Source organism: Tepidibacillus decaturensis (assembly GCF_001561915.1).
Taxonomy (GTDB): Bacteria; Bacillota; Bacilli; order Tepidibacillales; family Tepidibacillaceae; genus Tepidibacillus_B; species Tepidibacillus_B infernus.
Genome location: NZ_LSKU01000001.1, coordinates 2,162,739 through 2,168,205, shown reverse-complemented (window position 1 = coordinate 2,168,205; position 5,467 = coordinate 2,162,739). Strand labels below are relative to the sequence as shown.

Annotated in this window: 4 protein-coding genes; 3 read left to right on the top strand and 1 reads right to left on the bottom strand. The window is 38.5% G+C overall.

The window, feature by feature from the left end; genetic code table 11:
* Positions 1–86 precede the first annotated feature (86 nt).
* On the top strand, positions 87–848 hold the full coding sequence (locus tag U473_RS10220) for an alpha/beta fold hydrolase (protein WP_068726007.1): 762 nt from the start codon (positions 87–89) through the stop codon (positions 846–848).
* Positions 845–1,708, top strand: a complete 864-nt coding sequence (locus U473_RS10215) for a DUF92 domain-containing protein (RefSeq protein ID WP_082732495.1) — start codon at positions 845–847, stop codon at positions 1,706–1,708. Before U473_RS10220 ends, U473_RS10215 begins: the two co-directional genes overlap by 4 nt.
* Here U473_RS10215 and U473_RS10210 read toward each other — a convergent pair.
* On the bottom strand, positions 1,667–2,422 hold the full coding sequence (locus U473_RS10210) for an IclR family transcriptional regulator (protein WP_068726005.1): 756 nt from the start codon (positions 2,420–2,422) through the stop codon (positions 1,667–1,669). The two genes, U473_RS10215 and U473_RS10210, sit on opposite strands and share 42 nt — an antisense overlap.
* A gap of 249 nt (positions 2,423–2,671) precedes the next feature.
* Between U473_RS10210 and acnA the strand changes: the two genes are divergently transcribed.
* Positions 2,672–5,380 carry an aconitate hydratase AcnA gene (gene acnA, locus U473_RS10205; RefSeq protein WP_068726002.1) on the top strand — a complete coding sequence of 903 codons (2,709 nt, stop codon included), beginning with the start codon at positions 2,672–2,674 and terminating at the stop codon, positions 5,378–5,380.
* Positions 5,381–5,467: the final 87 nt, after the last annotated feature.

Genomic DNA, 5,467 nt, shown 5'->3' with positions numbered 1-5,467 from the left:
TTCTTAATTAAATAATTTTTGCCTATTAATACAAAATATAGATATCCTCGTAAAGTAAAGTAGGTGTTCCTATTGCTCAGTTCACAATGGTTATTTCTTATGATCGATTGGGGTATGGATGGAGTGATGATCCTGATCAATTTCGAACAAATAAAAGGATGGCGATCGAACCGGAAGAGGTATTGAACCAATTAGGAATCGACACCTTTATCTTAGTTGGGCATTCCTTTGGTGGATTAAACGCAAGATATTTAGCTAAACAATTTCCAAACAAGTTAAAGGGAATGGTTCTTGTCGATAGTCCTCATCTTAATCAGTATACGTTATCGTTTCCCAATGTTCATCATATTGGGGAACGCTTGGTCATCCTCATCTTTAAACTTCTAAAAGCTCTATCCTTTGTTGGGTTTGCAAGATTGATTGCGAAATTTAGATGGTTGCCCAAAAGGATTAATGATCTAGTGGAAAAATTACCGCAAGATATCCAGCCCATTCTTCTTCGGCAGATTTTTTCTTATCGTTCCTTTAAGACACTTGTTAACGAATTTTCGATTCTTGAAAAAGGATGCAAGGAAATAGGAAATCAATCGTTAGGTGGTCTTCCTCTTATTGTTATCTCACGGGGATTTGATGATTTGGTTTTACCATGGGCAGATCGAAGAGATAAACATTTGGATGAAGCTTCATGGGAGATGATGCAAAGGAAGATCAGTTCGTTATCTTCAAAAGGTAAATGGTTGAAAGCAGAGAAGAGTGGACATATGATTATGTTAGAACAACCAGAACGAATTGTTGAAGCGATTCGTGAGTTAGTTAAAGAGGTTAGAGGGGAGAAACTGTTTAGATGAAAATGTTGGTATTAGGCTTTTTCTTTAGTACGATTTTTGGTTATATCGGATATAAAAAACAAGCCTTGTCCAAAAGTGGCGTAATGGGTGCTATCTTAACAGGAACCGCTATCTTTGGTTTTGGGCAAAAATTGAGTTGGTATCTTCTCATTATATTCTTTTTTGCTTCTTCAAGTCTGCTTTCCTTCTACCGTAAAAGAGAAAAGGATCCGATCGCAGAAGTTTTTGAAAAAACGGGGAAAAGGGATGTTTGGCAAGCATTAGCTAATGGTGGATGGGCTGCAGTTCTAACAATGCTTGGGTACTTTCTACAAAAGGATTGGATTTATATTGGTTTTGTAGCCACCATTGCCACGGTAAATGCAGATACTTGGGCAACAGAAATCGGGGTATTAAGTAAGACAAGACCACGTTTTATTTTAAATGGGAAACGAGTGGAGAAAGGGACATCTGGAGCAGTTTCTGCATTAGGCGTGGTTGGCTCTATTAGTGGTTCCTTCTTTATTAGTATCATAGCATTGCTCCTCTTATGGATTGAACACCGTTCCTTGCTAATCGGTTGGCTTCCTTTTTTGTTGATTACAGGTTTAAGTGGTGTTGCCGGTGCTCTATTTGATAGTGTATTAGGAGCAACTGTTCAAGAACATTATCTTTGTCAAGTATGCAAGAAAGTAACAGAAAGGAAAGAACATTGCCATAAGAAAACTATCCATCACCATGGCTGGCGATGGATGAATAATGATCTGGTCAATTTTGTTAGTTCAGTCTTTGGAAGCGGATTGGCTATTCTTTTATCGATGATAGGAAGATTTTCATATTTACCTTACCTTTTTCCCCATATTGAGGGCGGTTTCTTTTAAGATTGGAACCATTTCCTTCATTTTAGTCAGAGTTAGCCGATTGATTGGGCCTGACACTGAAAGGGCTGCAACTAATTTGCCAGAACGGTTAAAAATGGGGACGGAAATCGCGGCTGCCCCTGTTTCTCGTTCTTCAAAACTAGTAGCATAGCCATTTTGTTTTATTTTTTCTAGAAGTTGTTTAAAGAGATTGGTGTTTATGCCATACAATGTTTCAAGTTGCTTCAGAAGACTTTCTTTAGTTATTAAATCTTCATAAGCAAGTAGAATTTTACTCGAGGCTCCAACGGAAAGAGGCATCCTTGCACCAATTGGGGCAACTCTTCGAATCGATTGATTTCCTTCTACTGACTGAATTCTAATCCTCTCATAACCATCTCTAACATATAGACTAATCGTTTCTCCAAGTAAGTCTCTTAATTGCTCCATTTCTGGTAATAAAAGAGTGGCAGGGTCGTTTAATCCCATTAGATTTGAAGAGAGTTCCCAGATTCGATAGCCTAAACGATATTTTTCTGTCTCTGGATTGCGAATTAAAAACCCTTTTTGTTCTAGCGTATGAAGTAATCGAAATACCGTACTTTTATGGAGAGCGATTCGTTTTGCTATTTCAGTTAGACTTAATTCTGTCTCGTCCACAAAACACATAAGAATATCTAATGAACGTTCTACTGCCCGAACCGTTGATTTTTTTTCCGATGGTTGCCCTTCCATTTCGTTCGCTCCAATCACTATCAATTGATTATCAAGTTTTATAGTATAAAATTTAGTTTTCACTAATAAAAATTATACAGAAACGATATAAAAGCGTAAAGAATATTGGAAAAATAAAAATTATGAAAAAAAGATATGTCCGAATTGCCAAAAAACATGTATAATATAGTCGATACAGATAGAAAAGAAACTTAGTTTCATACAGTAAAACTAATCTTTACAAAGTTTAATCAGGGAGGGAAAGCGGTTATGGCAAACCAAGATGTATTCTCTGTTCGTTCCGAATTGCAAGTGGGAGATAAAACGTACAAATACTATTCTCTCAAAGCCCTTGAAGAAAAAGGAATAGGACAGGTATCCAAACTTCCATTTTCCATCAAGGTATTGCTTGAGGCAGCCGTACGTCAAGTTGATGGAAAAGCAATTACAGAAGAACATGTAAAGCAACTAGCAAATTGGGACAAAGGGGCTGGAAAGGATAAAGAAGTTCCATTTAAACCAGCTCGTATTGTATTACAAGATTTTACCGGTGTCCCTGCAGTCGTTGATTTAGCAGCGATGCGCAAAGCGATGGCTGATGTAGGTGGGGATCCTGAAAAAATTAACCCATTAGTACCTGTAGATCTAGTCATTGATCATTCTGTCATGGTAGATCGATTTGGTAGTGAAGATGCATTAGAATACAATATGAACATTGAATTTGAACGTAATGAAGAAAGATATAAATTTTTGCGTTGGGCACAAGATTCATTTAATAATTTCCGAGCTGTACCACCAGCAACTGGGATCATCCACCAAGTAAACCTTGAGTACTTGGCAAAAGTGGTTCAGACAAAAGAGGAAAATGGTGAAACGATTGTTTTCCCTGACAGTTTAGTGGGTACTGACTCCCATACCACTATGATCGATGGTTTAGGAATCGTTGGTTGGGGTGTTGGCGGTATCGAAGCAGAAGCAGGAATGCTTGGCCAACCCTTATATTTTGTCACTCCAGATGTAATTGGTTTTAAGTTGACAGGTCAATTAGCAGAGGGAGCGACTGCAACCGATTTAGCACTAACTGTTGTCGAAATGCTCCGTAAAAAAGGCGTTGTTGGAAAATTTGTTGAGTTCTATGGGGATGGATTAAGTAATATTAGTCTTGCTGACCGTGCAACAGTGGCAAATATGGCTCCTGAATACGGTGCAACCATGGGATTCTTCCCAGTAGATCATGAAACCTTAAATTATCTTAGACTAACAGGCCGTGATGAAGAGTTAATTAATCTTGTTGAGGCCTATTTAAAAGCACAAGGCTTGTTCCGTACTGACGGAATGGAAGACCCAGTTTTTACAGATACGCTTGAACTCGATCTATCTACTGTTGTTCCTAGCTTAGCAGGTCCAAAGCGTCCTCAAGATCGCATTGAGTTGGCTCAGATGAAGGAAGCATGGAATAAAGCGATTCGTAACCCGATTGATAAAGGTGGTTTAGGCCTTTCTGATAGTGACATTGAGAAAACAGTTGAAGTATCTCATCCAAATGGCGAAAAGACTCAGTTGGGCACTGGATCTGTTGTAATCGCTGCCATTACTAGCTGTACCAATACATCTAACCCAAGTGTAATGTTAGGTGCAGGACTTGTTGCCAAAAAAGCTGTTGAACGCGGACTAAGAAAACCAGCTTATGTTAAAAGTTCATTAGCTCCAGGGTCAAGAGTCGTTGCTGACTATTTAAATAATGCTGGAGTAATGGAATCCCTTAAAGCATTAGGTTTTGATATTGTTGGCTATGGTTGTACTACATGTATTGGTAACAGTGGTCCCTTGCCAGATGAAGTAAGTAAAGCGATTGAAGAAAATGACTTAACGGTTGCTTCTGTCCTTTCAGGGAATCGTAACTTTGAAGGACGTGTTCATGCACAAGTAAAAGCAAACTACCTTGCTTCACCACCATTAGTTGTTGCTTATGCGTTAGCTGGAACAGTAGATATTGATTTAACAAAAGATCCAATTGGCTATGATCAAAACAATCAGCCTGTTTATTTAAAAGATATTTGGCCGACAAATCAAGAAATTCAAGAGGCGATCGTTAAATCAATGAATCCAGAAATCTTCCGCAAACAATATAGCTCAGTCTTTACAGCAAATGAGCGTTGGAATAAAATTGAGGTTCCAAAAGGAAAACTTTATGAGTGGGATGAAAGATCGACCTATATTCAAAATCCTCCATTCTTTGAAGGGTTAAGCCCAGAGCTTGACGATATTCAAGAAATTAAAGGAGCAAGAGTACTTGCTTTACTTGGTGATTCTGTGACTACAGACCATATTTCACCTGCAGGGAATATCAAGAAAGATAGTCCTGCTGGTAAGTATTTAATTGAACATGGAGTGGATCCAAAAGACTTTAACTCCTATGGTTCCCGTCGTGGTAATCATGAAGTGATGATGAGAGGTACTTTTGCAAATATCCGTATTCGTAACCAAGTTGCTCCAGGAACAGAAGGAGGAGTAACCAAATATCTACCAAACGATGAAGTGATGTCGATCTATGATGCATCAATGAAGTATCAAGCTTCTGGAATTCCATTGGTCGTTATAGCTGGTAAGGAATATGGCACTGGAAGTTCCCGTGACTGGGCGGCAAAAGGAACGAACCTTTTAGGTGTGAAAGCAGTCATTGCTGAAAGTTTTGAGCGAATTCATCGTAGTAATTTGGTTGGTATGGGTGTATTACCACTTCAATTTGTCGACGGTCAAAGCTGGAAATCCTTAAATCTTAATGGCACAGAAACCTTTGATATTCTTGGTTTAGACAATGATGTAAAACCTGGCCAAATGCTAAAGGTTGTAGGAACACGTGAAGATGGCAGTACATTCGAATTCGAAGTATTAACTCGCCTAGATAGTGTAGTAGATGTAGAATACTATCGTAATGGTGGTATCCTACAAACCGTATTACGTCAATTGCGTCAATAGTTTTTGGGGAAAACCCAAATTTATACCAAGTAGGGAGGCTGTTTTTGGTCTCCCTATTTTCATCGTCAGAAACCTTGGAATTAAAAC

Bases quoted from the DNA above. Each gene is read 5' to 3' on its own strand.
- acnA (WP_068726002.1), top strand. From the start codon at position 2,672: ATGGCAAACCAAGATGTATTCTCTGTTCGTTCCGAATTGCAAGTGGGA.
- U473_RS10215 (WP_082732495.1), top strand. From the start codon at position 845: ATGAAAATGTTGGTATTAGGCTTTTTCTTTAGTACGATTTTTGGTTAT.
- U473_RS10210 (WP_068726005.1), bottom strand. From the start codon at position 2,422: ATGGAAGGGCAACCATCGGAAAAAAAATCAACGGTTCGGGCAGTAGAA.
- U473_RS10220 (WP_068726007.1), top strand. From the start codon at position 87: ATGGTTATTTCTTATGATCGATTGGGGTATGGATGGAGTGATGATCCT.